The organism is Terrabacter sp. Root85 (assembly GCF_001429185.1).
Taxonomy (GTDB): domain Bacteria; phylum Actinomycetota; class Actinomycetes; order Actinomycetales; family Dermatophilaceae; genus Terrabacter.
Window position 1 is genome coordinate 254,939 of record NZ_LMIW01000008.1, and the last position, 25,454, is coordinate 280,392.

The 25,454-nt window shown below is 71.8% G+C and carries 20 protein-coding genes, 2 tRNA genes and 1 pseudogene; 14 read left to right on the forward strand and 9 right to left on the reverse strand.

All coding sequences use genetic code 11. The features are described from left to right. The first annotated feature begins 15 nt into the window (after positions 1-15). Both ASE25_RS07715 and cimA read left to right on the forward strand, forming a co-directional pair. Positions 16-729, forward strand: coding sequence for a gamma-glutamyl-gamma-aminobutyrate hydrolase family protein (locus ASE25_RS07715; RefSeq protein ID WP_056824487.1), 714 nt, complete (start codon positions 16-18; stop codon positions 727-729). A gap of 387 nt (positions 730-1,116) precedes the next feature. Next, complete coding sequence (gene cimA / locus ASE25_RS07720) at positions 1,117-2,697, forward strand: citramalate synthase (protein ID WP_056824490.1); 1,581 nt, start codon at positions 1,117-1,119, stop codon at positions 2,695-2,697. On the opposite strand, the gene bioD is transcribed toward cimA, so the two are convergent. Genes bioD through bioB form a run of 4 tightly spaced genes read right to left on the reverse strand, consistent with a single transcriptional unit; the run spans position 2,676 to position 7,077 of the window. Further along, on the reverse strand, positions 2,676-3,380 hold the full coding sequence (bioD, locus tag ASE25_RS07725) for a dethiobiotin synthase (protein WP_056824491.1): 705 nt from the start codon (positions 3,378-3,380) through the stop codon (positions 2,676-2,678). The two genes, cimA and bioD, sit on opposite strands and share 22 nt — an antisense overlap. Next, the gene (locus ASE25_RS07730) at positions 3,373-4,671 is read right to left on the reverse strand and encodes an 8-amino-7-oxononanoate synthase (protein WP_056824495.1); all 1,299 of its coding nucleotides are present in this window, start codon (positions 4,669-4,671) and stop codon (positions 3,373-3,375) included. Before ASE25_RS07730 ends, bioD begins: the two co-directional genes overlap by 8 nt. Continuing rightward, positions 4,668-6,008 carry an adenosylmethionine--8-amino-7-oxononanoate transaminase gene (gene bioA, locus ASE25_RS07735; protein WP_056824498.1) on the reverse strand — a complete coding sequence of 447 codons (1,341 nt, stop codon included), beginning with the start codon at positions 6,006-6,008 and terminating at the stop codon, positions 4,668-4,670. The genes ASE25_RS07730 and bioA overlap by 4 nt, the downstream gene beginning before the upstream one ends. Then, positions 6,001-7,077, reverse strand: a complete 1,077-nt coding sequence (bioB, locus tag ASE25_RS07740; RefSeq protein WP_056824501.1) for a biotin synthase BioB — start codon at positions 7,075-7,077, stop codon at positions 6,001-6,003. The genes bioA and bioB overlap by 8 nt, the downstream gene beginning before the upstream one ends. A gap of 146 nt (positions 7,078-7,223) precedes the next feature. Between bioB and ASE25_RS07745 the strand changes: the two genes are divergently transcribed. From ASE25_RS07745 to ASE25_RS07760, 4 genes are all read left to right on the forward strand, one after another. Beyond that, positions 7,224-7,775 (forward strand): TetR/AcrR family transcriptional regulator, encoded by a 552-nt coding sequence (locus ASE25_RS07745; protein ID WP_235508597.1) that lies wholly within the window; start codon positions 7,224-7,226, stop codon positions 7,773-7,775. A gap of 176 nt (positions 7,776-7,951) precedes the next feature. Continuing rightward, positions 7,952-8,341 carry a VOC family protein gene (locus tag ASE25_RS07750; RefSeq protein WP_056770203.1) on the forward strand — a complete coding sequence of 130 codons (390 nt, stop codon included), beginning with the start codon at positions 7,952-7,954 and terminating at the stop codon, positions 8,339-8,341. Positions 8,342-8,460: 119 nt separating this feature from the next. Then, complete coding sequence (locus tag ASE25_RS07755) at positions 8,461-9,417, forward strand: IS1595 family transposase (RefSeq protein ID WP_056770199.1); 957 nt, start codon at positions 8,461-8,463, stop codon at positions 9,415-9,417. 35 nt (positions 9,418-9,452) lie between these two features. Then, the gene (locus tag ASE25_RS07760) at positions 9,453-10,958 is read left to right on the forward strand and encodes an HNH endonuclease (RefSeq protein WP_056824507.1); all 1,506 of its coding nucleotides are present in this window, start codon (positions 9,453-9,455) and stop codon (positions 10,956-10,958) included. Here ASE25_RS07760 and ASE25_RS07765 read toward each other — a convergent pair. From ASE25_RS07765 to ASE25_RS07775, 3 genes and pseudogenes are all read right to left on the reverse strand, one after another. Further along, a pseudogene (locus ASE25_RS07765) lies at positions 10,886-11,170 on the reverse strand (3-methyladenine DNA glycosylase); the annotation flags it as partial. The gene ASE25_RS07760 and the pseudogene ASE25_RS07765 sit on opposite strands and share 73 nt — an antisense overlap. Before the next feature lie 154 nt (positions 11,171-11,324). Further along, the gene (locus ASE25_RS07770) at positions 11,325-13,649 is read right to left on the reverse strand and encodes a heavy metal translocating P-type ATPase (protein ID WP_235508655.1); all 2,325 of its coding nucleotides are present in this window, start codon (positions 13,647-13,649) and stop codon (positions 11,325-11,327) included. 463 nt (positions 13,650-14,112) lie between these two features. Then, on the reverse strand, positions 14,113-14,985 hold the full coding sequence (locus ASE25_RS07775; protein WP_056825643.1) for a hypothetical protein: 873 nt from the start codon (positions 14,983-14,985) through the stop codon (positions 14,113-14,115). A gap of 79 nt (positions 14,986-15,064) precedes the next feature. Here ASE25_RS07775 and ASE25_RS07780 point away from each other — a divergent pair, with 79 nt between their 5' ends. From ASE25_RS07780 to ASE25_RS07815, 8 genes are all read left to right on the forward strand, one after another. Next, positions 15,065-16,525 carry a hypothetical protein gene (locus tag ASE25_RS07780; protein ID WP_056770187.1) on the forward strand — a complete coding sequence of 487 codons (1,461 nt, stop codon included), beginning with the start codon at positions 15,065-15,067 and terminating at the stop codon, positions 16,523-16,525. Positions 16,526-16,567: 42 nt separating this feature from the next. Beyond that, positions 16,568-17,347 carry a fumarylacetoacetate hydrolase family protein gene (locus ASE25_RS07785; protein ID WP_056824516.1) on the forward strand — a complete coding sequence of 260 codons (780 nt, stop codon included), beginning with the start codon at positions 16,568-16,570 and terminating at the stop codon, positions 17,345-17,347. A gap of 210 nt (positions 17,348-17,557) precedes the next feature. Beyond that, a complete protein-coding gene (gltX, locus tag ASE25_RS07790; RefSeq protein ID WP_056825645.1) occupies positions 17,558-18,997 on the forward strand; it encodes a glutamate--tRNA ligase in 1,440 nt (479 codons plus the stop codon). Between the two features lie 19 nt (positions 18,998-19,016). Beyond that, positions 19,017-19,655: a GNAT family N-acetyltransferase gene (locus ASE25_RS07795; protein WP_235508598.1), complete on the forward strand. Its 639-nt coding sequence runs from the start codon at positions 19,017-19,019 to the stop codon at positions 19,653-19,655. 13 nt (positions 19,656-19,668) lie between these two features. Continuing rightward, entirely contained in the window at positions 19,669-20,424 is a 756-nt protein-coding gene (locus ASE25_RS07800) for an HAD family hydrolase (RefSeq protein WP_056824522.1), read from the forward strand. Positions 20,425-20,481: 57 nt separating this feature from the next. Continuing rightward, positions 20,482-20,553: transfer RNA gene (locus ASE25_RS07805), tRNA-Gln, on the forward strand. A gap of 91 nt (positions 20,554-20,644) precedes the next feature. Further along, positions 20,645-20,717, forward strand: a tRNA-Glu gene (locus ASE25_RS07810). 132 nt (positions 20,718-20,849) lie between these two features. After that, entirely contained in the window at positions 20,850-22,577 is a 1,728-nt protein-coding gene (locus ASE25_RS07815) for an alpha/beta-hydrolase family protein (protein WP_056824525.1), read from the forward strand. Here the strand turns inward: ASE25_RS07815 and ASE25_RS07820 are convergent. Together ASE25_RS07820 and ASE25_RS07825 are read right to left on the reverse strand one after the other, a co-directional pair. Then, positions 22,562-24,733, reverse strand: coding sequence for a bifunctional lysylphosphatidylglycerol flippase/synthetase MprF (locus ASE25_RS07820; RefSeq protein WP_200959019.1), 2,172 nt, complete (start codon positions 24,731-24,733; stop codon positions 22,562-22,564). The two genes, ASE25_RS07815 and ASE25_RS07820, sit on opposite strands and share 16 nt — an antisense overlap. A 50-nt stretch (positions 24,734-24,783) precedes the next feature. Further along, positions 24,784-25,440 (reverse strand): MerR family transcriptional regulator, encoded by a 657-nt coding sequence (locus tag ASE25_RS07825; protein WP_056824528.1) that lies wholly within the window; start codon positions 25,438-25,440, stop codon positions 24,784-24,786. Positions 25,441-25,454: the final 14 nt, after the last annotated feature.

The window sequence follows — 25,454 nt, forward strand, 5'->3', positions numbered from 1 at the left end:
GAGCAGGAGGTCGTCATGGGTCGTCCGGTCATCGGGATCACCGCCTACGTCGAACGCGCGTCGTGGGGTCGCTGGGTCGACGTGCCCGGAGCCCTCGTGCCGCACCGCTACGTCCGACAGGTCGAGGAGGCGGGCGGGATCGCGATCGTCATCCCGCCGCGCCCGGACTTCGACGACGGGACGGCGCTCGAGATCGTCGCGCGCCTCGACGGCGTCATCCTCGCCGGTGGGGTCGACGTGGCGCCCGAGCTCTACGCGGACGAACGGCACGCCTCCGTCCAGGCCTCACGTCCCGACCGTGACTCGACGGAGCTCGCCATCGCCCGGGCGACGGCAGGAACCGACGTGCCGCTCCTCGGCATCTGCCGGGGGATGCAGGTCATGGCGGTCGCGGCCGGTGGGCTGCTCGAGCAGCACGTGCCCGACCGCGTCGGCCACGACGAGCACTCACCGGCGCCGGCGACGTACGGCAACCACGCAGTGCGCACCGTCGCGGGGACCCGGCTGGCCGAGATCCTCGGCGAGGAGGCCGACGTGCCGAGCTACCACCACCAGTCCGTCCTGACCCATCCGGGCTACGAGGCCTCGGCGTGGGCCGACGACGGCACGCTGGAGGCGATGGAGGACCCGGACGCCTTCTTCCGGCTCGCGGTCCAGTGGCACCCGGAGGTCGGCACGGACCCGCGCCTCTTCCGGGCCCTCGTCGAGGCCGCCGCCACCAGCCGATGACGGATGCCGTCCCGCCCGGTCGAGGTGAGGTCGGACCCCGGGCGGGTGGCGGGATCACCTCGAACCGCGGAGTGGGACAGCGGTCCCACGATCCGGACGCGGTGTTTCGCGGATGTTTCGCGAGCCCTACCGTGAGCGTGTGATGAAGCGACCCGTGCCCACCGGCACCCTCATTATCGAATAGCGCGACGAGCACCCCTCGTCGCGCAGACCTCCCAACCCTGGGGGGTCTTTTTGTTTCCCGAACCACCCCGAGGGAGACACCGCGTAGGCCGCCACCCCGGCCGCCGCGACCACGAGAAGAGACCGGGACGCCTCCCACACCCGCGTCGCCCGCCCCTGGACAGGCGGTCGGCCGAACCCCCGAGATCGAGGACAATGAAGGCCATGGAAGCGCTGCACGTCTACGACACCACCCTGCGCGACGGCGCCCAGCAGGAGGGGCTCAACCTCTCGGTGTCGGACAAGCTGGCCATCGCCGGGCTGCTCGACGATCTCGGGGTCGACTTCATCGAGGGCGGCTGGCCCGGAGCCAACCCGAAGGACACGGAGTTCTTCGAGCGGGCCCGCACCGAGCTCGACCTGCGTCACGCGACCCTCGCCGCCTTCGGGGCCACCCGTCGCGCCGGCGGGGTCGCGGCGGAGGACCCCCTCGTGCGCGCCCTCGTCGACTCCGAGGCTTCGGTCGTGTGCCTCGTCGCCAAGTCCCACACCGGCCACGTCGAGCGGGCCCTGCGCACGACGCTCGAGGAGAACCTCGAGATGGTCCGCGACACGGTCGGCCACCTCGTCGGCCAGGGTCGCCGCGTCTTCCTCGACTGCGAGCACTTCTTCGACGGCTGGCACCTCGACCGCGACTACGCCCTCTCGGTCGTGCGCACCGCGCACGAGGCCGGCGCCGAGGTCGTCGTGCTCTGCGACACCAACGGGGGCATGCTCCCGCACCAGGTCGAGGAGGTCGTCGCCGACGTCATCGCCTCGACCGGCGCCCGCGTCGGCGCCCACTGCCACAACGACACCGGCTGCGCGGCCGCCAACTCCGTCGCGGCCGTCCGGGCCGGGGCGACCCACGTCCAGGGCACCGTCAACGGCTACGGCGAGCGCACCGGCAACGCCGACCTGCTCACGGTCGCCGCCAACCTCCAGTTCAAGCTGGGGCTCGACGCCATGGAGCCCGACGCGTTCCGCCGGGCCATGCACATCGCGCACGCCATCAGCGAGGTGACCAACGTCCCCGCCTACAGCCGCCAGCCCTACGTGGGCGCCAGCGCCTTCGCGCACAAGGCCGGTCTCCACGCGAGCGCGCTCAAGGTCGACCCCGACCTCTACCAGCACATGGACCCGTCGCTCGTCGGCAACGGCATGCGCACCCTCGTCTCCGACATGGCCGGGCGGGCGAGCATCGAGCTCAAGGCCCGTGAGGCCGGCCTCGACCTGTCCGACCGCCCCGACGTCGTCGCCGCCGTGCTCGCCGAGGTCAAGGACCTCGAGCTGCGCGGCTGGACCTTCGACGCCGCAGACGCGACCGTCGAGCTGATGCTCCGCGAGGCGCTCGAGCCGGGCTGCACCGACTACTTCGAGGTCGAGTCGTGGCGGGTCATCACCGACTCCTCGGGCGAGGGGGACGCGACGTCCGAGGCGACCGTCAAGCTGCGCGCCGACGGTGCCCGCCTCATCGCGACGGGCGAGGGCAACGGTCCCGTCAACGCGCTCGACCACGCCCTGCGGGAGGCCCTGGCTCGCGCCTACCCGGAGATCGAGAAGATCGAGCTCATCGACTTCAAGGTGCGCATCCTCGACGCCTCGCACGGCACCGACGCCGTGACGCGCGTGCTCATCGAGACCTCCGACGGAGAGACGTCGTGGGACACCATCGGTGTGGCCGGCTCGATCCTCGCCGCGTCGTGGCGTGCCCTCACCGACGGCATCGTGCACGGTCTGCTGCGTCAGGGTGTCCCGAGGCGCTGAGCAAGCCCCGGCAGCCAGCCGGGAGCGTCGGCGGCGAAGGTCGCCGCGTCGTGGCGCGGGGCACCGAGCGGCACGGCGCCGACCAGGCCCTCGGGGAGCGCGCCGAGGTAGTCGCGGTTCGTCGTCTCGATGAGGTCGGGGTGCTCGGGCCACGCGCCGATGACGATGCCGAGTGGCCGGACTCCTCTGTGGAACAAGGCTTCTCGCGTCAACATGGTGTGGTTGAGGGTGCCCAGCGCACTGCGGGCCACGACGAGCACGCCGCTGTCGGGCAGGACCTTCGCGAGGTCGGCCAACGTCTCCCCGGCGTCGGTGAGCTCGACGAGCAGACCGCCCGCGCCCTCGACGACGACGAGGTCGCGGCGTACGGCCAGGTCCGCGACGCGGGCCACGTGGTCGGCCAGGGTGGGCAGGTCGGCGCCCTCGAGCGCGGCCGCCGGCCTCGGCGCCATGGGCGCCCGAAGGCGTACGCCCTCGACGACCGCCACGCCCGTCAGGCGCTCCACCTCGGCCATGTCTCCCGGCTCGCCGGGTGCCACCCCGGTCTGCGTGGGTTTGTAGGCCGTGACGCTGAGCCCCGCGGCTCGTGCCGTGGCGACGACGGCCGCCGTGACGACGGTCTTGCCCACGTCGGTGTCGGTGCCCGTGACGAGGACGACGCGGGGAAGGTGCGCCTCAGTCATCGTCGCCGTGCGGTGGGATGGACCCGAGTGGCGAGGGTGGTGCCGGTGGTTGCACACCCTCGACGGCCGCGACCGACGGGAGGCCACGGACGGGGGAGGGAGCGTCCCCTGCCCGTGGCCCCTCGACGGTAGCGGGGTCGGGAGCCCCGCCGTGAATCGCGGCCGCCCGGGCCACGAGTCGGGCGGCCGCGTAGAGGTCGTCGCCGGACAGGTCGGCACGGGCCGTGACACGGAGGCGGGACACGCCGTCGGGCACGCTCGGTGGCCGGAAGCAGCCGACGAGGACACCCTGGGCGCGCAGGTCGAGGGCCGCGGCGACGGCGCTCTCGGGCGACGGCATCGGCAGCGACTGGACGGCTCCGGCCGCCTGATGGATGCCACAGATCGCCGCGATGGTGCCGGCGTTGGCGCGGACCGCGGCCGCCAGGCTCGGGTCGTCCGCGACGAGGCCCGCGGCGGCGCAGGCTGCGGCCGCCGACGCGGGCGCGAGCCCGGTGTCGAAGATGAAGCTGCGCGCGGTGTTGACGAGGTGGTGGCGCACCGTGGTCGGGCCGAGCACCGCACCGCCCTGGGATCCCAGCGCCTTCGAGAGGGTCAGGGTCACGACGACGTCGCGGGCCCCGTCGAGGCCGAGCTCGTGGACGAGGCCGCGGCCGTGACCGGCCACCCCGATGCCGTGCGCCTCGTCGACGACGAGCAGGGCGCCGTGACGGTGGCAGACCTCCACGAGCGCGCGCAGGGGCGCGGCATCGCCGAGGACGGAGTAGATCGACTCGACGGCGACGAGGACCCGCCGATCGGGCCGCGCTGCGAGCTCGCGGTCGAGGGCTGCGGCGTCGTTGTGGGCGAACGTGGCGTAGGGGACCCGGGACATCCGGGCGGCGTCGTGGAGGGAGGCGTGCGCGTGGGCGTCGAGAAGGATCTCGGCACCCCGCCCACTCAGCGCGGTCAGCACCCCGAGGTTGGCGGCATACCCCGTCGAGAAGGCGAGCGCGCTCGCCTGGCCCGTGAGGCGGCACAGGGCGGCCTCGAGATCACGGTGGACGGGAAGGGTGCCGCTGACGAGCCGGCTCGCCGTCGCCGAGGCTCCGTAGCGCTCCAGCGCCTCGTGGGCGGCCGCCACGACACGGTCGTCGCGGGACAGGCCGAGGTAGTCGTTGGAGGCGAGGTCGAGCGGGTCACGCGACCCGCGCCGCGGACCGCCCAGACGCAGGACGGGGTCGAAGCGCTCGGTGCTGCGCTCGGCCCGCAGGTCGGAGCGCTCCGCCAGCCACGCGTCCCAGGTGCTCATCCGTGGACCTCTGCAACGGCGCCGACGACCCCTTCGGCGATGACACGGACGTCGTCATCCGTGCAGACGTAGGGCGGCATCGTGTAGACGAGGTCCCGGAAGGGGCGCACCCAGACACCACGCCGCAGTGCTGCGCGGGTGACGCGGGCGACGTCGACGGGCGACGTCAGCTGAACGACGCCGACGGCTCCGAGGGTGCGCACGTCGGCGACGTGGGGGAGTGACGCCGCGGGAGAGAGGTGCTCGGCGAGAAGGCGTCCGACGCGGGGGACCTGGTCCTTCCACGTCGCCTCGACGAGCTCGACGGAGGCATTGGCCACGGCGCAGGCGAGCGGGTTGGCCATGAAGGTCGGGCCGTGTAGGAGGGCTCGGAACGCCGATCTGGTGATCGCGTCTCCGACCTCGCGCGTCATGAGCACCGCTGCGAGAGAGAGGTATCCACCGGTCAGAGCCTTGCCGACGCAGATCACGTCGGGGGCGACGTCGGCCCACTCCGAGGCGAAGAGGCGACCGGTGCGACCGAAGCCGGTCGCGATCTCGTCGACGACGAGGAGCAGACCGTGGTCGTCGGCGACCTCGCGCAGCACCCGCAGGCAGTCGGGGTGGTAGACGTGCATGCCGCCGGCGCCCTGGAGGACCGGTTCGACGACGACGGCGGCGAGCTCGTCGGTGTGGGTCTGCGCGAGGAGGCGCACCTCGGCCGTCCAGAGGTCGAGAGCGGAGCGGTCCGTCTCCCAACGGTCCTCGCCGGTGGGCGTGGTGACGAGGCGTGCGGCCGGGGGCCTCGGGGCGAAGACCTGCCGGGCCAGGGCGCCCGGGAAGGCCGAGTGCATGCCGTCGACGGGGTCGCACACGCTCATCGCGGCGAAGGTGTCACCGTGGTAGCCACCGCGCACGGTGAGGAAACGCTGGCGGTCGGGGCGTCCGCGCGCGGCCTGGTACTGCAGGGCCAGCTTGAGGGCGACCTCGACCGAGACCGAGCCGGAGTCGGCGAAGAAGACGTGGGCCATCGGGCCGGGGGCCATCGTCGTGAGGCGTTCGGCGAGCCGGACCGCGGGCTCGTGCGTCAGTCCGCCGAACATGACGTGGCTGAAACGGTCGACCTGCTCGTGGGCCGCGGCGTCCAGGACCGGGTTGCGGTACCCGTGGACGGCGCACCACCAGGAGGCCATCGCGTCGACGGCCTCGAACTGCTCGCCGTCGGGGGCCGTGAGGGACAGCCGCACGCCCGAGGCGCCCTCGACGGCATACGGCTCGGGTCCGTCGAGCGGGGCATAGGGGTGCCAGACGAGCCCGCGGTCACGGGCGGCGAGCGGCGATCCCGGGGCTTCAGGCATTGGCGGGAAGGTCCGTGCCGGCCCCCCGACGCCGCTTCGCCGGGTCGTGCGTGGCGATGGGGACGCCGCTCGGGACGGAGGTGTGCTCGTCGGCGCCGAGGACGACGAAGCCGTGGTCGCGGATCAGCTCGAGGTCGGCCTCGGCGGCCTGGCCCTCGGACGTCAGGTAGTCGCCGAGGAAGATCGAGTTGGCGACGTGGAGGGCCAGGCCCTGGAGTGAGCGGAGATGCATCTCGCGACCTCCGGCGATGCGGATCTCCTTGTCCGGGTTCACGATCCGCGCCATCGCGAGGATGCGCAGGCAGCGTCCGGGGGTGAGATCCCACGTGCCCTCGAGCGGCGTGCCGTCGAAGGGCATGAGGAAGTTGACGGGGATCGAGTCCGACCCGAGGTCGCGGAGGGCGAAGAGGGCCTCGACGAGCTGGTCGTCGGTCTCGCCGAGGCCGGCGATGAGGCCCGAGCACGGTGACAGACCGGCGTCCTTGGCCTTGGTCACCGTGTCGACGCGGTCCGCGTACGTGTGGCTCGTGACGATGTCGTCGTGGTGCGACTCGGCCGTGTTGATGTTGTGGTTGTAGGCGTCGACGCCGGCCTCTCGCAGCCGCTCGGCCTGCCCGTCCTTGAGCAGCCCGAGGCAGGCGCAGACCTCGACGTCAGGGTGCTCCTGCTTGAGCGCGCCGACCATCCCGGCCACGCGCTCGACGTCGCGGTCGGTGGGGCCGCGTCCGCTGGAGACCATGCAGATCCGGGTCGCGCCGCCGCGCAGTCCGGCGGCCGCCTGCTCGATGGCCTCGTCGGGCTTCAGCCAGGTGTACTTGAGGATGTCCGCCTGCGAGCCGAGTCGCTGGGAGCAGTAGTGGCAGTCCTCGGGGCAGAGGCCCGACTTGAGGTTGACGAGGTAGTTGACCTTGACGGTGTTGCCGAAGTGCTTGCGGCGCAGGCGTGCCGCGGCCGCGACGACGGCCAGCAGCTCCTCGTCGGTGGCGCGCAGGACGTCGAGGGCGTCGTCGGTGCTCGCGGGGGTGCCGGCGAGGACGGCATCGGCGAGATCGTCGAATCGGCGGGTCATGCGGGCTCCTTGCGCGCGGCGTTGAACGGTGTTCAACTTGAACGGTGTTCAGTATGCCGAGTCGCTAGGCTCGGCTGTCAACGCGGGTCCGCCGGACCCGCATGCCGAGGGCAGGGGAGCGTGTGGCACTCAGTCGGGAGCAGGTCGTGGCGACCGCCGTCGACCTGCTGCGGCGCTACGGGCTCGGTGACCTGTCGATGCGTCGTCTCGCCCGCGAGCTCGGCGTCGCGCCCGGCGCCCTCTACTGGCACGTGGCGAACAAGCAGGAGCTGCTCGTCGAGGTGGCCGACGTGCTCCTCGCCGAGATCCCACTGCCGACGGGCGACCGCCCGCCGGCCGAGGCGCTCGCGGGCCTGGCCGTCGACGTCCGCGACGCGCTCGTGCAGGTGCCGGATGCTGCCGACGTGGTCGGGCTCGCGTATGCCGTCGAGCCGGGTGCCGCGCGGGCGCTCCGCGAGCTCGCCCGGCTCGTCCACGACACCGGCGCACCGGCGTCCGAGCGCGACGAGGTGGCGGCACTCGTCGTGCACCACATCCTGGGATCCGTTGCGGGGCAGCAGGATCGAGCACTCGCGGCATCGGTCGATCCCGACCTGCCGGCGCCGGACGCGACGACCGAAGCCAAAGCCTTCGAGGTCGGACTCGCCGTCATCGTCCGGGGTCTCGCGGGCTCAGGCCAGGCGCTCGGGACATCGTAAGTGCTGGGCGGTCCAGGCCCCGCCCAGCACCACCCCCTGAAAGGGTGGAGATCGTCGACGCGCGTGCCTGGACCTTCGCCGACACCCTTCAGAGCACGCGGGGTAGCGCCTGATACGCCGCACATGACTTTTTCTCCACGCCCCTGCCCGACACCCGGTCTTGGCATGCTGGTGCGATGCCGCTACGTACGACGAAGCACTGGTTCGGCGTCGTGCTCGACGCTCCCGACGCGTCCGCCCTGGCGCACTTCTACGAGCGCCTGCTCGGCTGGACGCTCTACAAGGACACCCCGGGCTGGGCGACGCTCGCACCCTCGGAGACCCACGGCTACAACCTCTCGTTCCAGACCGAGCCGAACTACGTGCGACCGGTCTGGCCCAGTGAGCCGGGGAAGCCGATCATGATGCTCCACCTCGACCTCGAGGTGGACGATCTCGACGCGGCCGTGGCATACGCCGTCGAGGTCGGGGCGGAGCTCGCTGAGCTCCAGCCCCAGCAGGACGTGCGGGTGCTGCTCGACCCTGCCGGCCATCCGTTCTGCCTCTACGTCGACGACTCCGACTGACGCGGATTTCGCTCTGCGCGAGCCGAATCGGCTGTGGACAGGTCTAGTCGGGAACGTGCGACGCGGGTAGAATCGAACACGTGTTCTGCATATCTGCTTGGGTGAAGTAGGATCTGTGGATGACCGCGAATCCGGTTCGGGAAGTGGACTACCCGTCCACCTACCAGCAGCTGCTGGAGTGGTTCCCGGACGACCAGTCCTGCCTGGACTACCTGGCCGGACTGCGCTGGCCCGACGGATTCGTGTGCCCGAAGTGCGAAGCCACTGAGTTCTGGCGCACCGGTGCCGGGCTGTGGATGTGCCGGGCCTGCGGGCGGCGCACGTCGGTCACCGCGGGAACGATCTTCGACCGGACGCGGACGCCGTTGTCGACCTGGTTCGCGGCGATCTGGTTCCTGACCTCGCAGAAGAACGGGATGTCCGCACTCGGCCTGCAACGGCTCCTCGGGTTCGGCTCCTACGAGACGGCGTGGGCCTGGATGCACAAGCTGCGCCGGGCGATGGTCCGCCCGGAGCGGGACAAGCTGTCCGGGATCGTGGAGCTCGACGAGACGATGATCGGCGGCGTCACCCGCGGCCGGACGGGCGGCTACGGCGACAAGGTCGCGGTCATGATCGCCATAGAACACAACGAAACCCGCCGCCTGGGCCGAGTCCGGCTCGGCGTCGCCACCCAGCCCGGAACCACCGAGCTGGTCGACTTCGCCACCCGGGTCATCGAGCCCGGATCAACGATCCGCACCGACGGCGCCCGCACCCTGCGCCGGCTCGCCGACCTCGGCTACACCCACGAGTTCACCCTCGGCTACTCCGCGCCCGACAAGGCCAGCGTGCTGCCCGGAGTGCACCTGGTGGCCTCACTGCTCAAGCGCTGGCTGATCGGCACCCTGCACTTCCGCGTCGAGGAGGCACACCTGCCCTACTACCTCGACGAGTACACCTTCCGGTTCAACCGCCGCAACGCGAAGTCACGAGGACTGCTCTTCTATCGGCTGCTCGAGCAAGCCGTCGACACCGACCCGCACCCGCTGAAGGGCCTGCTCAAGCCAGAAACCGGCATACCGGACTTCACCTAAGCAGATATGCAGAACACGTGTTCGAAGGTGTGGCGATGGTGACGGCGGAGGGCCTGGAGGCTCTCGTGTCGGCGCTGTCGCGAGTCGGGTCCGACGGTGACTCGGACCAGGAGCGGGTCGACCAGCTCGCGGTCCTCGAGCGTGTCAAGTCCGCGGTGGGGGCGGCCCAGGTGCGGGTGACAGCGGCCCTCGTCGAGTCCCAGGCGCAGGTCGCACAGGCCTGGCTCGACCGGGCGCGGGAGTGCTCCGACGCCGGGCACTTCGACGGGTGGCGCGCCGCGCGGGGGCAGGCCCGCGCCGCGTCGGTCGACGACGAGGGTGCGGCGACCGGGCAGCCATCGACCCGGTCGCGCAGGCGAGGTTCGTCGGGTCTGACGGGGGTCGCGGCGCAGGTCGCCCTGGCCCGGCGCGAGTCACCCGTCCGCGACGCGCAGCACGTGCGGCTGGCGCTCGCCCTGACCACGGAGATGCCGCACACGCTGGCCGCGCTTGAGGCGGGTGAGGTCAGCGAGTGGCGCGCGCAGATCATCATCACCGAGACCGCGACCCTGACGAGCGAGCAGCGCACCCTCGTCGACGCCGAGGTCGTCGGGCCAGTGGGTGACGCCGGTGACGCCCGGGACGTCGGCGAGCAGGTCGGTGCCCTGGGCGACCGCGAGCTCGCCCGTCGGGTCCGCGCCGCCGCGTACCGCGTCGACGCTGCCTCGGTCGTGGCCCGGGCGGCGAAGGCGAAGGCCGAGCGGCGGGTCACGATCCGCCCCGCCCCTGACACGATGGCCTACGTCACCGCTCTGCTCCCCGTCGCGCAGGCCGTTGCCGCGCACGCCGCCCTCACTGCGGCCGCCGATACCGCCCGCGCCGGCGGCGACGAGCGGGGCAAGGGCCAGGTCATGGCCGACACGTTCGTCACCCGGCTCACCGGGCAGACTGCCGCCGACGCGGTCCCCGTCGAGGTCCAGCTCGTCATGACCGACCGGGCCCTGCTCGCCGGCGACACCACGCCCGCGCAGATCCCCGGCTACGGCACCGTCCCTGCCGTCTGGGCCCGCACGCTGCTCACCCGATCCAGTGACCCGGGGAACGAACGCTCGGCCCCCGCGACGGTGTGGCTGCGGCGGCTCTACACGCACCCGGCCACCGGCACCCTCGTCGCGATGGACTCCACCCGCCGCACCTTCGAGGGCGGACTGCGGCGCTACCTCCTGACCCGCGACACCGGCATCTGCCGCACCCCTTGGTGCGATGCCCCTGCCCGACACCTCGACCACATCCACGACCATGCGGACGGCGGACCCACCACGGACACCAACGGCCAGGGCCTCTGCGTGCGCTGCAACCACACCAAACAGCTCCCCGGCTTCACCGCCGCGACCATCCTCACCCGACAACCCGGCGCACCCCACACGGTGCGCATCACCACCCCGACCGGGCACACCTACACCTCCCACGCGCCACCCCTGCTCCCCGGTCAGGGCCGGCGCGCGGTCTCGGCTGAGGTGACGACGTCGATGGCGTCGACGAGGCGGGTGCGCAGCGCCTGACCGCGGACCGAGAAGCCGCGCTGCGCGGCGGCATACTCCGCCTTTCCCTCGGCGGTCTCGATCCGCACCGGCTCGTAGCCGTGCTCCCGCAGGTCGTACGGCGCCGCCCGCATGTCGAGGGTGCGGATGTCGCGGGCCAGCTCGAAGCAGTCCATCACGAGGTCGCTCGACACGGCCGGCACGAGCTTGTGGGCCCACGTGTAGGCGTCCATCTATGCGCGAGGATCGGATCAACAGCTGTGGGTAGGTCCCGTCCGCATGCCGAAGAGCGGACGTCCAAGCCGTGGACTCGCGGGTGCTCCGACATCTCTCATGATTGCCAAGCGAGAGGCTAGAGCGTTCGCGGCTAGCCCTTCGGCGAGGCCGCTACAGCGCTTGCGTGCGGAGCCGGAGGGCGTTGCTGATGACGCTGACGGAGGACAGGGCCATCGCCGCTGCGGCGATCATCGGGGAGAGAAGGAGCCCGAAGCTCGGGTAGAGGACGCCGGCGGCGAGGGGGATGCCGGCGGCGTTGTAGATGAAGGCGAACACGAGGTTCTGGCGGATGTTCGACATGGTGGCCTTGGACAACGCCCGGGAGCGGACGATGCCGGTGAGGTCGCCCTTGAGAAGGGTCACTCCGGCGCTCTCGATGGCGACGTCGGTGCCGGTGCTCATGGCGATGCCGACATCGGCCGCGGTCAGGGCGGGTGCGTCGTTGACGCCGTCACCAGCCATCGCGACGACGCGCCCTTCGGCGCGCAGTGCCTGGACGACGTCGCTCTTGTGGTCGGGTAGGACCTCGGCCTCGACGCGGTCGATGCCGAGGCTGCGGGCGACGGCGTTCGCGGTGACCTTGTTGTCGCCGGTGAGCATGACGACGTCAATGCCGTCCGCGCGTAGCTCCTTCAACGCAGCGGCGGTGGTGTCCTTGACCGGGTCGGCGATGGCGAGCACGCCAGCCACGCGACTGTCGATCGCGACGTAGACGGCGCTGGCGCCATCGGCGCGCAGCCGGTCCGCGTCGGCGTCCTTGGTGGCTGTGTCGACGTCATGCCCGGCGAGGAACCGTTGACTGCCCACGAGGACGCGTCTTCCGTCGACGGTGCCGGTGACGCCCTTGCCGACGGGCGCGTCGAAGTCGGCTACGTCAGGAATGCTCAGCCCGGCGTCGGTGGCGGCGCGGACGATGGCCATCCCGAGGGGGTGCTCGCTGGCGCGTTCGACGCCGGCGGCGAGCCGGAGGAGCTCGTCCTGGTCCGTGCCGTCGGCGGCGGCGACGCGGGTGACCGAGGGGCGGCCCTGGGTCAGGGTGCCGGTCTTGTCAACGACCAGGGTGTCGACCTTCTCCATCCGCTCGAGTGCTTCGGCGTTCTTGATGAGGACGCCGAGGGAGGCGCCGCGGCCGACGCCGACCATGATCGAGACTGGCGTCGCGAGCCCCAGGGCGCAGGGGCAGGCGATGATGAGCACGCTGACGGCGATGACGAGGGCGTGCGCCAGGCGGGGCTCAGGCCCGACGGTCGCCCACACGATGAACGCGACCAGTGCCGCGGCGATGACGACGGGCACGAACACGGCCGACACCCTGTCGGCGAGCCGCTGGATGGGGGCGCGGGAGCGTTGCGCGTCGGCGACCATCTGGACGATGCGGGCGAGCATCGTGTCCCGGCCGACGTTGTCGGCACGCATGACGATGGACCCGGTCTGGTTGACGGTGCCGCCGATGACGGAGTCACCGGCCCGCTTGGTGACGGGCATGGACTCGCCGGTGACCATGGACTCGTCCAGGGTCGAGCGGCCGTCCTGAACGGCTCCGTCGACGGGGACGGACTCGCCGGGCCGGACGCGCAGCAGGTCTCCGACCTGGACCTGCTCGAGGCTGACGTCGGCCTCGGTCCCGTCGGGGTCGATCCGGTGTGCGGTCTTGGGGGTGAGGTCGAGCAGGGCGCGGATGGCGCCGGAGGTGCTCTCTCGGGCGCGTAGCTCGAGGACCTGCCCGAGCAGGACGAGGGTGGTGATGACGGCGGCGGCCTCGAAGTAGACGGCGACCGTCCCGTCCATCCGGAAGGACTCGGGGAACAGCTGCGGTGCGACGGTGGCGACCACGCTGAACAGCCACGCGACGCCGGTGCCCATCGCGATGAGGGTGAACATGTTCAGCTTCATCGTCCGGACGGAGGTCCAGCCGCGCTCGAAGAACGGCCATCCGGCCCAGAGCACGACGGGTGTCGCAAGGACGAGCTGCCCCCAGGTGGCCACGGAAGCGGGGATGGCGTCGTGCAGGGCTGGGATGAGCTCGCGCCCCATCGAGAGGACGAGCACCGGGATGGTGAGGGCGACGGCGACCTTGAACCGGCGGGTCATGTCGGCGAGCTCGGGGTTGGGGCCGCTGTCCGCGGTCACGGTGACGGGCTCGAGGGCCATCCCGCAGATCGGGCAGGTGCCCGGGCCGGGCCGGCGGATCTCGGGGTGCATCGGGCAGGTCCACTCGGTGACGTCGCTGGGGGCCGCTGCGGTGCCGGCGGGGTCCTCACGGTCGTGATGGTCGTGCTCTCGATGGTCGTGACCGGAGCCTGCATGTCCTGCCGGGCCGGTCAGGTAGGCGTCCGGGCGCGCCTCGAACCTCGCGCGGCAGCCGGGGGAGCAGAAGTAGTAGTCGTGGCCGTCCCGCTCGAGGTGGTGCTCGCTGGTAGCGGGGTCGACGTCCATGCCGCAGACGGGGTCCTGCACCAACGAGCCCGTCGGGGAGATCGAGTGCTCGCTGTGCGTGTCCATGCCTCCATGATACCCCCATGGGGTATATGCGCAAGGGTGTGATGAGCCTTGGGGCGCCCAGCGGTCCCCTCGCCGGAGTCGAGACGGGCGGGCCCGACACCGGAGCGGGCGACGGCCGTACGAGCCACCGCCCCGATGGAGCGAACAGTTCTGGCCCCGACGAGGCGCCGAATCCGTTGTGACGCCCTGTTCGCCGATGGGCACGTACAACAAGACCTCGATGTGGACGCAGCACTCGACGGACGGCGCTACCCAGCCGACGCGTGGGCACTTGCCAAGCGGCCGGAGCTACACGTCCCGAAGTCGGCCGCGGCCAATGGGTGGAGTACGCCACGGGTCGAGTTCTCGAAGGCCGCCCGCGGACTGAATGAAACGTCCTGACTTGCCGCGCTTGCGGTCAGCTCGAGGTTCGGGAGATCTGAAGCGTGAGCTCGATGGCGTCGACGAGCCGGGCGCGCAGCGCCTGACCGCGGACCGAGAAGCCGCGCTGCGCGGCGGCATACTCCGCCTTTCCCTCGGCGGTCTCGATCCGCACCGGCTCGTAGCCGAGCTCCCGCAGGTCGTACGGCGCCGCCCGCATGTCGAGGGTGCGGATGTCGCGGGCCAGCTCGAAGCAGTCCATGACGAGGTCGCTCGACACGGCCGGCACGAGCTTGTGGGCCCACTTGTAGAGGTCCATCCCGGCGTGGAGGCACCCCGGCTGCTCGAGGGCCGTCTGGCTCTCACGGGTCGGCGTCAACACGTTGAGTGGAGCGGCCTCGGGGGTGAAGAAGCGGTACGCGTCGAAGTGCGAGCAGGCGACCTGGTGGCTCTCGACCACGGCGTCGGTCCCGGCGCCGCCGAGCCGCAGCGGCCATCCCGCGTGCCGCACGTCGGTCGGGTCGAGCCGGTAGACCATGGCCCACTCGTGCAGCCCGAAGCAGCCGAACCGCGCCGGTCGACCTGCCGTGCCCACAAGCAGCTCGCGGACGAAGCGCAGCGTGTCGCCGCGGGCGGCCGTGAAGGCCTCCACGTCCACCCCGACGACGTCGCCGTCGACCTCGTAGAAGCGCCAGTCGACCTGCGGCGCGCGCGCTGCCCCCACGAGGGACGTGCCGGCCCCGGGGTGCCAGCGGCGCAGCTGTGCTGGCTTGAACGCGTAGTAGGTGAAGAGGAAGTCCTCGACCGGGTGCTTGCGGTGGTCGCGTCGGCGAGCCAGGTGCGCTGAGGTCGCTGTGTCGACACGCGCCTCGTGCGCCGCCGTCCGCTCGCGCCACTCCGGCTCGCTCATCACCTGCACCCCACGAGGGTAGGCGAGTCGCGGCCCCGAACCCCACCGCGCACCCGCGACCCGAGGGCAGGATGGCCTCATGGCACCGGACGCGGAGCGACCCACCCACCTGCTGCACCGGCTGACCTCCTACACCCCGGAGCGGGAGTGGACCGAGGTCCCCGATGACGATCGGCTCGTGCAGGACCTCGTGCCCAACGACGTGACGCGGCGGCCCCGGTCCTACAAGCGTTACGACGACGACCTGCGACGAGTCCTCCTGCCGCCCGACCTCCCCGCGTCGTCGGCGGCGGCCACCGCTGTGCTCGCCGGCACGGCGACGGTTGCGCCGAGCCGTCTCGACCTCCCCGGCCTGGCCCGTCTGCTCTTCCTGTCGTCGGGCGTCACCCGGCGCACGACGCGCCCCGACGGCGGGGTCATGCTCTTCCGCGCGGCCGGCTCGGCCGGGGCGCGCTTCCCGCTCGAGCTCTACGTCGCCGTGCCGCGCGGGGCGGGCGTCGAGGGGCTCGAGCCGGGCCTGCACTGGTACGACCCCGAGGCCCACGCCCTCGTCGTCCTCGGCCCCGCGCCGTCGGGCGACGCCGTGACCGTCGTCGTGACGGGGGTGCCGTGGCGCACCGGCTGGCGCTACCGCGAGCGCGGCTTCCGCCACATCTACTGGGACGCCGGCACCATGCTGGCCCAGACGCTCGCCCTCGCCGACGCGGCAGGCCTGACAGCACGGCTCTTCACGACCTTCCCCGATGCCGAGGTGGCCGCCCTCGTCGGCGCCGACCGCGTGCACGAGTTCCCGGTCGCCCTCGTGGCCCTCGGTCCCGGCGACCCGGCCGTGCACCTGACGGGCGACCCGATGTCGGGCCACCACGACGCCGACGGTCTCGAGTTCCCGCTCGTGACGGCCGCCCAACGTGCGGGGGAGCAGCGCCGCCTCGGCGCCGAGCTCGAGCGCGGGGCTCCGGTCGCGCTCACCGCCGAGGGCGGACCCAGCACCGATGCCGTCGTCGTCAGCAAGGGGTCGATCCGCCGGCTCCACCCCGACCGGTCGCTTCCGCGCCACGTGCTCGTCGACGCCATGAGCGCCTCGCTGCGCGGCATCGACGTCCCGCACTGGCTCGGCGTCAGCGGCGTCGACGACGTGCCCACCGGCATCCACCGGTGGCCCGACCTCGCGTCGCCGGTGCGCCCTCTCGACGAGCGGTCCGTCCGCGACGAGCTCTTCGCGGCCGCCCTCGAGCAGGGCCTCGCCCGCGACGCCGCCTTCGTCGCCATGAGCGGCGCGCCACTGGACGACCTCGACGACCACGCCTATCGCGAGGCGCAGCTGCTTGCCGGCGTCGCCGAGGGCCGCCTGCACCTCATGGCGTACGCGTTGGGCGCGGCCGCGTCGGGCATGACCTTCCGCGACTCCGACCTCGCACACCTCCTCGGGACGGACGTGGCCGGTCTGCTCTGGACGTGCGTCGGCGTGCCGGAGTACCGGACCCGGCCCAGCGGGCAGCCCGGGTCGCCGGCGGACGTCACGATCGTCTGGCCGCGCTGACCGCCCTCCGCGGGGGAGTGCCACCCGTCGTAGGGTGGGCGCGTGCGCATCGCGAGGTTCACGACCGGGGACGACCCGGCATACGGCATCGTCCAGGGCGACCCCGGCAGCGAGGTGATCACGCCGCTGTCCGGCGACCCGCTCTACATCGGCCTCCAGCCGAGCGGACAGCCGCCCGTCATGCTCGACGACGTGCGCCTGCTCGCACCCGTCATCCCGCGCTCCAAGATCGTCGCGATCGGCAAGAACTACGCCGACCACGCCAAGGAGATGGGCGGCGAGGCGCCGGCCGAGCCGATGATGTTCTTCAAGCCCAACACCGCCGTCGTCGGTCCGTTCGACCCCGTCGTGCTCCCGGCCGGCAGCAGCGAGATCTCCTACGAGGGCGAGCTCGCGGTCGTCATCAAGACCATCACCAAGGGCGTCAAGGCAAAGGACGCGGCCGAGTGCATCTACGGCTACACCATCGCCAACGACGTCACGGCCCGGGACTGGCAGCGCAGCGACGGCCAGTGGGCCCGCGCCAAGGGCTTCGACACGAGCTGCCCCCTCGGCCCGTGGGTCGAGACCGAGCTCGACCCCGCCGACCTCTCGATCGTCACGACGCTCGACGGCGACGTGAAGCAGGACGGCACGACCGCCGACATGATCCACGACATCGCGACGATCATCGAGTACGCCTCGGCGGCCTTCACGCTGCTGCCCGGTGACGTCATCCTCACCGGCACGCCGGCCGGCGTCGGGCTCGTCGAGGCGGGTCAGCAGGTCACCGTCGAGATTGCGGGCATCGGGTCGCTGACCAACACCTTCGTGCGTCGCTGACCCTTTCGGGCTCCCACTAGGCTGGGTCGCACCATGAGCGACAACACCACCAGCACAGGTATGCCGTCTTCCCCCGCCAGCGACGCCGGCGAGCACGTCGAGATCCGCACCGAGGAGCGCGTCCGCGTCTCGACCTCGGACGGCTCCGGTCCGGTGCGCACTCGCGTCGCCCCGAGCCCGACCGGTGACCCGCACGTCGGCACGGCCTACATGTCGCTCTTCAACCTCGCCTTCACCCGGCAGCAGGGCGGCCAGTTCGTCCTGCGCGTCGAGGACACCGACCGCGCGCGCTTCCGTGAGGACTCCGAGGCCCAGCTCTACGACACCCTCGCGTGGCTCGGGCTGCACTGGGACGAGGGCCCCGACATCGGTGGGCCCTTCGCGCCGTACCGCCAGTCCGAGCGTCTCGAGACGTACCGGCCCTACGTCGAGCGCCTCCTCGAGGACGGCCACGCGTACTACTGCTGGTGCTCCAAGGAGCGTCTCGACCAGATGCGCGAGATCCAGCAGAAGACGAAGCAGCCGACCGGCTACGACCGTCTGTGTGTCGGCAAGACGCGTGAGGAGCGCGCCGCGCTGCCCGGCTTCAGCGAGACGCCGGTCGTGCGCATGCTCGTGCCCGACGACGTGCCGCTCGTCTTCGACGACGTCATCCGCGGCAAGGTGTCGGCGCCGCGCCCCGACGACCAGGTGATCCTCAAGGCCGACGGGTTCCCGACCTACCACCTCGCTGTCGTCGTCGACGACCATCTCATGGGCATCACCCACGTCGTGCGCGGCGAGGAGTGGATCAGCTCGACGCCGAAGCACGTCCTGCTCTACCGCTGGCTCGGGCTCGAGCCGCCGACGTTCGCGCACATGCCGTTGCTGCGCAACACCGACAAGTCCAAGATCTCCAAGCGCAAGAACCCCGCCGCCCGTCTCACGTGGTTCCGGGAGCAGGGCTACCTGCCCGAGGCGCTCGTGAACTTCCTTGCGCTGCTGGCCTACCCGCCGCAGCAGGACGCCGAGGGTGCCGACGTCGAGGTCTTCACCTTCGACGAGTTCAGCCGCACGTTCGACTGGGCCAAGGTCAACCCGATCGGCCCGATCTTCGACCTCAAGAAGCTCGACTGGCTCAACGGCGTCTACATCCGGTCGCTCGAGGTGGGCGAGTTCGCGAGCCGGCTGCTGCCCTACCTCGTCGCCGACGGCGTGCTCGGCGAGACGCAGTCGCTCGGTGAGCTGGCGCGCCTCAAGTCCGTCGCGGAGCTGATCCAGACCCGCATGGCCCTGCTCACCGAGGCGCCGGCGCTCGTGCGTCCGTTCTTCGTCGCCGACGACCAGCTCGTCATCGACGAGGACGCGCGTGCCCAGCTCAAGGACGACGCGCCGGCCGTGCTCGACGCGGCGCTCAAGGTGCTCGGCGACATCGACGACCACGGCATCGGCGTCCTCGGCACGGGCAGCCCGTGGAACGCCGCGGGCATCGAGGAGGCGCTGCGCGCCGCGATCGTCGACGGGCTCGGCATCAAGCCGCGCCTCGCCTTCGGCCCGCTGCGCACGGCCGTCTCGGGCGCCCGCATCTCGCCGCCGCTCTTCGAGTCGATGGAGATCCTCGGCAAGACCTCGACCCTGAGCCGCCTCCGGTCGCTGCGCGACTCGCTCTGAGGACATCGGGGTGGAGGGCGTGGGGGGCTGGTCCTGGCCGCTGCACGGCATCCGCCTGCACACGGCCGACCTCGACCTGACGGTCATGACCGAGGCGGACCTGCCGACGTTGTGGGCCCTGCTGCCCGACGACCTCGAGCTCAACCCGCACGCGACGACGTATGCCGGCCTCGACGTCCCGGCGAACCGTCGGGCCGTCCTCGCGCAGGGTTACTGGCGCGCCCTCGGGATGTGGTCGCCCGACGACTGGGCGCTGCCCTTCGTCGTCCGTTCGGCGGGCGCCGTCGTGGGCGCCCAGTGGCTCGAGGGGCCCGACTGGCGCTCCGACCGCACCGTCGACTCCTCGTCCTGGCTCGTCGCCGGAGCGCGGGGGAGGGGGCTCGGACGGCAGATGCGGGCCGCGGTGCTCGCTCTCGCCTTCGGCCCGTTGAGGGCCGAGGCGGCGATCAGCTCGGCCGTGGTCGACAACGCGCCGTCGCTCGGCGTCTCACGCTCCCTCGGCTACCACGACACCCACCGTTCGGTGCTCGAGCACTCGGGGCAGACGCTGCAGCACGTGCGCCTCGACCGGAAGACGTGGGACGCCTCGGGCCGGTCGCGGCACGTCGTCGTCGAGGGTGTCGACCCGGCCCTGCCCCTCTTCGGCCTCGACCCGTGACAGGAGTCCACTCGTGAACCCGCCCAGCCTCGCCGCCGTCCTCGACGGCGTGCGCGCCGTGCTGCTCGACGTCGACGACACCATCGTCGACACGGAGGAGGCGATGGTCGCCGCCGGGACCGAGGCGGCCGCCGCGATCTGGCCGCACCGCTCGGGCCTCGACCACCGTGCCATGGCGCAGCGCTACTACGACGACCCGGAGCGCTGGTTCCCGCGCTACGCCTCCGGCGACGTCCCGTTCGACACGATGCGGTCGGGTCGGCTCGCCGAGGTGGCCGTGGCGTTCGGCCTCGAGGTTCCCGACGGCGCCCACCGGTCCTTCGAGGACGCGTACGCCCCGGCCTTCCGCAGCGCCCAGCGGCTCTTCCCCGACGTGCCGGGACTGCTGTCCGCCGCCGAGCAGGAGGGACTTCCCGTCGCGCTGCTGACGAACTCCGCGCACGCGCCGACCCGCGTCAAGCTCGAGGCCCTCGACCTCGCCGAGCGCTTCGAGGTCGTCGTGACGACCGACACCCTCGGCTTCGGCAAGCCCGACCCGCGCGTCTACCTCGAGGCGTGCCGGCTCGTCGGTGCCGAGCCCCGCCGGGTGGTCTGCATCGGCGACAGCATCGAGTGGGACGTGCTCGGGGCCCAGGCTGCCGGCCTGCGTGCCGTCTGGCTCGATCGAGGGGGTCTCGGGACGACCGAGCTGGTCGCCACCGTGCGCGGTCTGGACGAGGTCGCGGCCGCGCTCGACCGCCGATTTGGGCCACCGCTCACGGACCGGTAGTATTCCCATTCGGTTCACCCCGTACCGGCCGCGAGGCAGGCTCGGAGTGAAACCCCTTGGGGTATGGTGTAATTGGCAACACTACGGTTTCTGGTTCCGTCATTCTAGGTTCGAGTCCTGGTACCCCAGCTCTGGTTCACGGCAACGTGAGCCGATTCGGAGAAATCCAGCCTTCACGGTAAGGTTTCTTCTCGTGCCGAGTCCGCTCGGCACCGCTCACGGCCCCGTTGTGTAGCGGCCTAGCACGCCGCCCTCTCAAGGCGGTAGCGCGGGTTCGAATCCCGTCGGGGCTACGTGATGCTCGAGAGGGCACAAGAAGACCCCGGTCCACATGGACCGGGGTCTTCTTGCATGTCAGGGTGGCCCACGGTCGAGGCACCCTATGCTGACGCTCGTCATAGGCACGCCGAGCAAGGAGCCGCCGCATGACCGCGACGACCGCCGTCGCCCCTCCGGAGGTCACCGCCCGCCGCCGTTCCTGGCGCCCGGCGCTGGGCACTCCCCGCCGGGTCTTCGACACGACGTTCTCCGGCGTCGGCCTCACCGTGGCGGCGTGGTTCTTTGCGCTGTCGCTGCTGCCCTCGCTCCTGCCTCGTGGCGCGATGGTGCAAGGCATCGCCTCGGGTGTCACCGTGATGATCGGCTACGGCATCGGTGCGGGCACCCATGCGCTCTGGCGCTACCTCGGGATCCCGAGCGTGCCTGGCCGGGCGCGACGCATCCTCGTGGCGATCTTCGTGGGCCTCGGCCTCTGGGCTGCGGTCTTCACCGGCTGGCGCCAGGTCGGCTGGCAGAACGAGATCCGCACGCTCTACGGGATGGAGCCGGCGTCGCCGACCCAGTGGCCCGTCGTCATCGGCCTCACGGTGCTCCTCGCCGTCCTCATCCTCGTCGTCGCCCGGAGCCTGCGCCTGCTCTTCCGCACCGTCTTCCGCTGGCTCGGGCGCCGCCTGCCCCGCCGTGTGGCGGTCGTCGTCGGCTCGGCGGTCCTGCTCGCCCTGATCTGGTCGCTGCTCACCGGCGTCCTCGTCAACGGCTTCTTCGCCGTGGCCAACAACACCTTCGCGCCACGTGACACGCTCATCGCCGAGGACATGAACCGTCCGCAGGTCCCCGAGCGCTCCGGCAGCCCGCAGTCGCTCTCCAGCTGGGACCTGCTCGGGCGCCAGGGACGCTACTTCGTCGGTGGTGGACCGACCGTCGCCGAGCTCGACGCCGCGAACGGCGGCGGCGCGAAGGAGCCGATCCGGGTCTATGCCGGTCTCCGCTCCGCCGAGACCGTGCAGGGGCGCGCCGACGTCGTCCTCGCCGAGCTGAAGCGAACCGGCGCCTTCGACCGCAAGATCCTCGTCGTCGCCACGACGACCGGCACCGGCTTCCTCGACCAGAACGGCACCGACCCCCTCGAGTTCCTCTGGAACGGTGACACCGCCATCGCGGGCGTCCAGTACTCCTACCTGCCGTCGTGGATCTCGCTCCTCGCCGACCAGGACGCCGTCCGCGAGACCTCCCGCGTCGTCTTCGACACCATCCACCAGTACTGGTCGACGCTGCCCGAGGCGAGCCGGCCGAAGCTCTACCTCTACGGGCTCTCCCTCGGCTCGTTCGGCGTCGAGAGCATCCTGTCCTCGATCAACGTCATCAACGAGCCGATCGACGGCGCCCTGATGTCGGGGCCGCCGTTCGTCAACGACCTCCACGCCCGGCTCACGGCCCAGCGTCAGCCCGACAGCCCGGCATACCTGCCGGTCTACGAGCAGGGCCGTACGGTGCGTTTCACCGCGGAGCAGAACGGCCTGGACCGCGGGGGCTCGACCTGGGGTCCGACGCGGCTCGTCTACCTCCAGCACGCGAGCGACCCCATCGTCTTCTTCTCGCCGAGCATGGCCTTCAGCTCGCCCGAGTGGCTCAAGGACGGCGAGCGTGGGCCGGACGTGTCGGCGCGGATGGGCTGGTTCCCCCTCGTGACGATGTGGCAGGTGCTGCTCGACCTGCCGGGCGCGGGCAGCATCCCGATGGGCTACGGGCACCTCTACTCGGCCACGTCCAACCTCGAGTCGTGGGTCGCCGTGACGAACCCGCCCGGCTGGACACCCGACAGGACGGCGGCGCTGGCGTCCGTCCTCGAGAAGCGGCCCTACAAGGACACCTGAGCCTCGTCCCTGCGTGACTGGAGCCCGGCGCGGGCGAGGTCACGCAGGGAGGCGCCGGGGAGGTACGCCGAGGTCAGGGCGAGTCCGATGCGCGGCAGGGCGGCCTCGTCGGCGAAGACGAGGTAGACCGGCTCGTGCCGGGGGCGGAACTTCTGCTTGAAGCTGTCGAGCGACCGGAAGCCGTACAGGGGTTCCATGGCCTCTCCGAGCTGGTCGAGCAGTCGCTCGAGCGCGGCCCGCTCGGCCGTCCCGTCGCCGGAGTGCGCGAGCGGCGCTCCTGAGAGCGACACGAACGACGCACCCTGCTCACGGAAGGACAGGCAGGCGCTCGCGATGAGGAACTCGGTCACCGGCCGGAAGCCGTCCGGGAGGCGCCGCATGACGTCGAGCGTCCACCCGCGGACCTCGCCGCCGGCGGAGTGGACGGGCAGCCACGAGGTCACGCCGTGGACCGTCAGGTCGGCGTCGACGGCCAGGCCTACGCGCGTGTCGGGGTCGAGGGCCTCGTCGACGCCCCCGAGCGTGAAGCCCATCTCGGGCAGCCCCTTGTCCGAGACCCAGAGCTCGGAGATGGCGCGCACCTGGGTCAGCAGGCCGCGGGGCATCTCGGCGAGCTGCCCCTCGCGGTAGGTGATCCCGTCCTTCGTCGCGCGGTTGAGGGCCGTGCGGACGCTCTGCCAGGACTTGCCCTTGAACTCGAGGTCGGGCAGGTCGATGATCGCCTCCTCGGCCACGAGCACGTCGCGCCGGCCGTGGGCACGCCCCCAGTCGGCCACCTCCTGTGTGACGGAGAAGAAGCACACCATGAGCCCGTGCGTCTCCTGCTCGTCGACGTAACCCTGGAGCACGTCAGCGCGCGTCGCGGCGTCCGCACCGACGGGGTCGCCGAGGGCGATGGCCGTGCCCCGGTGCACCTGGAAGGCGACGTAGCCGACCGGTGCACCCGACGGGTCGCGGTGGACGTACCAGTGGTTGTCGGGCCAGGTGCCCATCCACGCCATCGTCGACCCACCGTGCTCCTTGAGGAGTGCCACTGCGGTCTCCCGGTCGCTCGCCCCGGTCGCGAGCTCCCTGCGCCGCTTCCGTCGTGACCGCGCCTGGAAGGCCGACCGCCCGAGCACGAGGACGGCGAGCTGGAGCAGCGTGATGACCACGGTGACGACGAGCTCGGGGATGGAGGTCGCGACCTGTCCGTCGCCGTTGAGCTGGTCGGGCGCCACGACCTCGACGACGATGAGCAGGGACTGGGCCAGCAGGGAGAGGGTCGCGAGCCCGCCGGCGAGGAACCACACCCGACGCGAGCCGCGCCGCAGGCCGTCGGCGAGCAGGAGCGAGATGGCTGCGCTGATGAGGACGCTGAAGGCGTCCGTGTCGTCGGAGGTCGCCCCGAGCGGCCCGTCCGACGGCGTGAAGTAGAGCAGGATCTGGACCAGCGCGCTGACGAGGTAGAAGGCTGACGACACGACCCGCCACTCGTGCCGGCTGAAGCGAGGCAGCGCGAGCGACGGTCGGCGGCCGAGCAGGACCGGCCCGAGCGCGAGCCCGACCGAGATGCCGATGGCGTGCTCGAGGTCCCAGAGACGTCCGACGTAGAGGAGTGCGACGACGGCGTAGAGGGACAGGACCGCTCTGAGCCGCCCGCGCCACGGCGGGGTGAGGGTTGCGCTCGCCGCGGCCACCGCTCCGAGGGCACCGGCGCTGAACCCTGCGTCCAGCTCTGCCGCGAGCCGGGCGGCCCACTCCCAGCCGGTGCCGTCGACGACGAGCAGGAACAGCGAGGCCAGCAGGACGCCGGCCAGGTGCGTCGACGTCGCGGCGACCGCGACCCGACGGGTGCCCAGACGCCACTCCGACCAGCCGACCATGAGCAGGGCTCCGCCGGCCACGGGGAGGTACTGCGACGGGGTGAGGGCGAAGAAGGCGCCGGTGACCGGTGTCCACCAACGGCCGTCCTGGAGAGCCGGGAGACCGTACGCGACGTGGTTGACGAGGTCCCGGTCCTCGAGCGCGTTCCACAGCGTGCCGGTCGCCAGTGCCAGCACGAGCATGGTGCCGACGACCACGATCGTGAAGGGCAGGCGGCGGGCGAGGGCGGTCGCCCGGGCCGTCGGACCGGGGTCCGGTGCGTCGTCGGGGTCGTTCGAAGCTGTCGTCACGCGCGCGGCCCCTTCCCGGGTCTCCGGTCCGCGGTGGACCTGTTGCGATGCTAGTGCGCGGTGCTCGCGGACGGGGTGGCCGTCGTCCCGGGGCCGCCGAGCCGTCGGGCACTGACCGACTCCTGCCCCACACGTCTCAGGGCGAGCAGCACCGGGTCGGTCAGGACGGTGCCGACGATGGCGTAGCGCATGGCCTCCTCGGGCGGGGCGGTGGCCAGAGCAGGCGCGACGTCGGTCTCGGCGACCGAGAGCATGGCCCGGTGCCACGTGTCGAGCGTCGCGTCGTCGACGCTCCACCCTCCGGCAGCAGCGGCCGTGAGCGCCTGGGCGAGCTGGAGACCGGCCGGCGAGTGCTCACAGCCCGGCGGCCCGAGGGCGCGCACCCGCTCGAGCGACTCGGGCGTGACGTCCCCTGCGGCCCCCGGGGTGACGTGGGGGCGCAGGGCCTCGTGCGCGGCCCCGAGGAGCTCGTGCCGGCTTGCGGGTGGCTCGTCGAGGGCATGGACGACCTCGCGTACCCGGTCGATCGAGAGCCGGCCGACGTCGACGAGGGTGCGCACGAGGCGGACCCGCTCGACGTGGCTCTCGTCGTAGGAGGCGCGGGTGACGCCCTGGGCCACGCCGGCATGGAGCAGCCCTTCCCGCAGGTAGTACTTGAGCGTGGGGATGCTGACGCCGGTGGCTTCGGCCAGCTCGGAGATGCGCATGAAGTCCTCCCTTG

Excerpts from the sequence above, each read along its gene's own strand:
- ASE25_RS07770 (WP_235508655.1), bottom strand. The coding sequence starts at position 13,649 with ATGGACGTCGACCCCGCTACCAGCGAGCACCACCTCGAGCGGGACGGC.
- ASE25_RS07760 (WP_056824507.1), top strand. The coding sequence starts at position 9,453 with ATGGTGACGGCGGAGGGCCTGGAGGCTCTCGTGTCGGCGCTGTCGCGA.
- bioB (WP_056824501.1), bottom strand. The coding sequence starts at position 7,077 with ATGACCCGCCGATTCGACGATCTCGCCGATGCCGTCCTCGCCGGCACC.
- bioA (WP_056824498.1), bottom strand. The coding sequence starts at position 6,008 with ATGCCTGAAGCCCCGGGATCGCCGCTCGCCGCCCGTGACCGCGGGCTC.
- cimA (WP_056824490.1), top strand. The coding sequence starts at position 1,117 with ATGGAAGCGCTGCACGTCTACGACACCACCCTGCGCGACGGCGCCCAG.
- ASE25_RS07750 (WP_056770203.1), top strand. The coding sequence starts at position 7,952 with ATGCCGCTACGTACGACGAAGCACTGGTTCGGCGTCGTGCTCGACGCT.
- bioD (WP_056824491.1), bottom strand. The coding sequence starts at position 3,380 with ATGACTGAGGCGCACCTTCCCCGCGTCGTCCTCGTCACGGGCACCGAC.
- ASE25_RS07815 (WP_056824525.1), top strand. The coding sequence starts at position 20,850 with ATGACCGCGACGACCGCCGTCGCCCCTCCGGAGGTCACCGCCCGCCGC.
- ASE25_RS07775 (WP_056825643.1), bottom strand. The coding sequence starts at position 14,985 with ATGAGCGAGCCGGAGTGGCGCGAGCGGACGGCGGCGCACGAGGCGCGT.
- ASE25_RS07755 (WP_056770199.1), top strand. The coding sequence starts at position 8,461 with ATGACCGCGAATCCGGTTCGGGAAGTGGACTACCCGTCCACCTACCAG.
- ASE25_RS07780 (WP_056770187.1), top strand. The coding sequence starts at position 15,065 with ATGGCACCGGACGCGGAGCGACCCACCCACCTGCTGCACCGGCTGACC.
- ASE25_RS07825 (WP_056824528.1), bottom strand. The coding sequence starts at position 25,440 with ATGCGCATCTCCGAGCTGGCCGAAGCCACCGGCGTCAGCATCCCCACG.
- gltX (WP_056825645.1), top strand. The coding sequence starts at position 17,558 with ATGTCGCTCTTCAACCTCGCCTTCACCCGGCAGCAGGGCGGCCAGTTC.
- ASE25_RS07730 (WP_056824495.1), bottom strand. The coding sequence starts at position 4,671 with ATGAGCACCTGGGACGCGTGGCTGGCGGAGCGCTCCGACCTGCGGGCC.
- ASE25_RS07715 (WP_056824487.1), top strand. The coding sequence starts at position 16 with ATGGGTCGTCCGGTCATCGGGATCACCGCCTACGTCGAACGCGCGTCG.